General features: G+C 36.5%; 4 protein-coding genes. 2 read left to right on the plus strand and 2 right to left on the minus strand.

Features of this window, described 5'->3' with window-relative positions:
• Nucleotides 1-178 precede the first annotated feature (178 nt).
• The gene (gene vapB, locus A3EM_RS0139335; protein ID WP_020533738.1) at nt 179-385 is read left to right on the plus strand and encodes a type II toxin-antitoxin system VapB family antitoxin; all 207 of its coding nucleotides are present in this window, start codon (nt 179-181) and stop codon (nt 383-385) included.
• On the plus strand, nt 382-765 hold the full coding sequence (locus A3EM_RS0139340; RefSeq protein WP_020533739.1) for a type II toxin-antitoxin system VapC family toxin: 384 nt from the start codon (nt 382-384) through the stop codon (nt 763-765). The genes vapB and A3EM_RS0139340 overlap by 4 nt, the downstream gene beginning before the upstream one ends.
• 293 nt (nt 766-1,058) lie before the next feature.
• Here A3EM_RS0139340 and A3EM_RS0139345 read toward each other — a convergent pair whose 3' ends face one another.
• A complete protein-coding gene (locus A3EM_RS0139345; protein ID WP_157638304.1) occupies nt 1,059-1,676 on the minus strand; it encodes a hypothetical protein in 618 nt (205 codons plus the stop codon).
• A 1-nt stretch (nt 1,677) separates the two neighbouring features.
• Nucleotides 1,678-2,640: RHS repeat domain-containing protein (locus A3EM_RS45145; RefSeq protein ID WP_281169853.1), on the minus strand; the 963-nt coding region annotated here is incomplete at its 5' end.

Genomic DNA, 2,640 nt, shown 5'->3' on the forward strand with positions numbered 1-2,640 from the left:
ATCCCTGGATTATTTGGTGGGCAAAACAGATGTGGAAATTGACAGACAAATACTGGAACAACTCATGACAATTCAAAAATTGCCTGAGACAGAAAAAGATCGGTTACTTTTTACACTCAATGCCTTATTAAGAGATGCAAAAACGCGACTAGCTTATTCTATTTAAACCTTTAAAACGATGAACACACAATTGATTTTAAATAAATTCATGGCACTTCCTGAAAACAGGAAACAGGAGGTTGCCAATTTTATAGATTTTTTATTGCAGCAAACCAAAAAACAATCCCCACAGAAAAAAGCTGTTTTTGGGAGTTATAAAGGCGTTTTTAAAATGAGTGATGATTTTAATGAGCCGTTAGAAGATTTTAAAGATTATATGCCGTGAGTCAAATTTTAGTAGATACCCATGCTTTTATCTGGTTTGTGGAGGGTAACAAGCTGTTGAGTCGGGAAGCCCGCAGACAAATAGAGGCAGCTTCTGACCCATATTTAAGTATGGTTTCGGTTTGGGAAATTGCCATCAAAATCAGTATCGATAAATTAAAGATGAAGCTGCCTTTTGAGCGATTGCAGGAGATGATCGATAGTAATGGGTTTAAAATCCTGCCGATTCAACTGGAACATACCCAGCTTTTAATTAATCTGCCTTTTCACCACAAAGACCCTTTTGACAGGTTAATCATCGCCCAGGCGATGCAGGAAAACCTCCCTCTAATCAGTATAGATGGTAATTTTGAAAAATATCAGGTGGATTTAATCTGGTAAACTTTCTTTTTTAAACACCCAACCCCCTTCCGTACAAAGCAGCCGAGTAGCCCTGATAAGCCCCCGAAGCTTGTTTGGATCATTTTTCAGCAGATAACAGGCTCAAAGCCTGCCACCTGCTGAAAAACGGATTGGATTCTTCCTTAACCCTCCGAAGTCTTGAAGACTTCTGCTTTTGCTCTCCGATTAATTTCAAAGTCCAAGAGCCGCTACGCTTAACTCTTGAACTAGCGATTTGGAAGACTTGATCCATTGAAGGGGCATAATGCCCCACACTTTTTGATGCTCCCGCCCTATTTCTTCTTCAATACAGTTCTAACACTATCTATAGAATACAGCCTTCCCCATTTGTACAACCAAGACTGATTATACGTATAATCCAAAGTTGATTTTTCAAAATCATAGTATACTATCAATTTATTAAAGCCTTTTTGTACATCATTTACAACTATGCTGTTCTCCTGATCTATATATTTGATATTGACTAATTTGATAGACTGAGGGCTAAAATTTTGAGCTGTATAGACCCCATTCCCATCTGGTTCCAATATATCTGAACTATTATTGATGGAGATCAGAGCAGCATTGAGCCTTGTACTATCAGATTTATCTAACACAACAATCTGAAAATTCTGACCATCGCCATTTTTTTCAAAATAATAGCTGAATTTTTCTTCTTGCTCTATGCTGTTGGGGGTATAAACAGTATCTCTAACTTTATACCATTTCCCAATTACACTAAATTCTCCTAAAATATCTGACCAAATTTTAACTTCAAGAGTGGAATCCGACTTGAAATCAAATTCAATTTGATGAGAAAAATCAGAAGTCACAGATATATAAGTTCCAGTTAAAGATCGGCTGCAACCACCTAAAACTACTGTCAATAAAAGAATACATATAACCTTCATTTTACTTTTTTGGAGCATATGTAGTACCATTTAACCTAAACGCTTGCCTTGCTTTATTTGCTAATTCTTGTAGAACAGCATGGGGACTATTACTGTACGGTTGCATAGTATTCTGAGACTTAGGAAAGTTAATTCCATTGATTGATCTGTTTGTGTACCCAGAAGGTAAACTTGAGTGTGTAGAGCCAAACATTCCTTGTCTTTTATAGGCTTCTATTTCATCTTGTTGATCATACGCTAACCATTGAAGAGGGGAAAGGGTGTTAAAATTTTTTCCTCCTGGATAAACGGTCAAACTAGCCGATCCTGATTCAAATTGGAATGCATGTTTATATTCATGAGCAGCTAAGTTTAATTTTGATGATCCGGGTAATATTATGTCAACAGCCCCTGTATACATATTGTACATTGCTGCTGCTTTATCTGGTGAATTTTCGTCTCCATTAAAACTTGGCGATTCGATAACATTATAAACTTGCTCACTATTATCCATAGCAATAATTTCATTCGTTACAGCATTTAATTGTCCGTTTTTATCCTGAAGTTTTGAAATTTGATTAGCTAATCGACCGACCCTCTTTGAAGACAACATTTTACCTTTCTTATTAACGCCAGCAGTTATCATATTCATTTTTTTTGACATCTTGGCATTATTTTTATCCATTTGTTTTTTTACATAATCCCAAATTTTTTCAGCCCATTTCTTACCAGACTCAGTAAACTCATTCCCATCAATATCATAATTCCGTATCGGATTGTTACCTGCATAGTGGTAAGGAGAATAAGAGACATATTTCTCAGACATTCCATCTACTCCATGCCATCTACCTAAAGCAGGATCGTAATTTCTCCAACCATAGTCATACCAGTTCAAATCGAAGTCTTCCTGTTTTTCTTTACCGTTGTACTGGAACTTATGATCCGGACTACCTTTTTTCTCTATGCCAGTGAGGTTCATACCGAA

This window comes from Flexithrix dorotheae DSM 6795, from assembly GCF_000379765.1.
In the GTDB taxonomy this organism is placed as follows: domain Bacteria; phylum Bacteroidota; class Bacteroidia; order Cytophagales; family Flammeovirgaceae; genus Flexithrix; species Flexithrix dorotheae.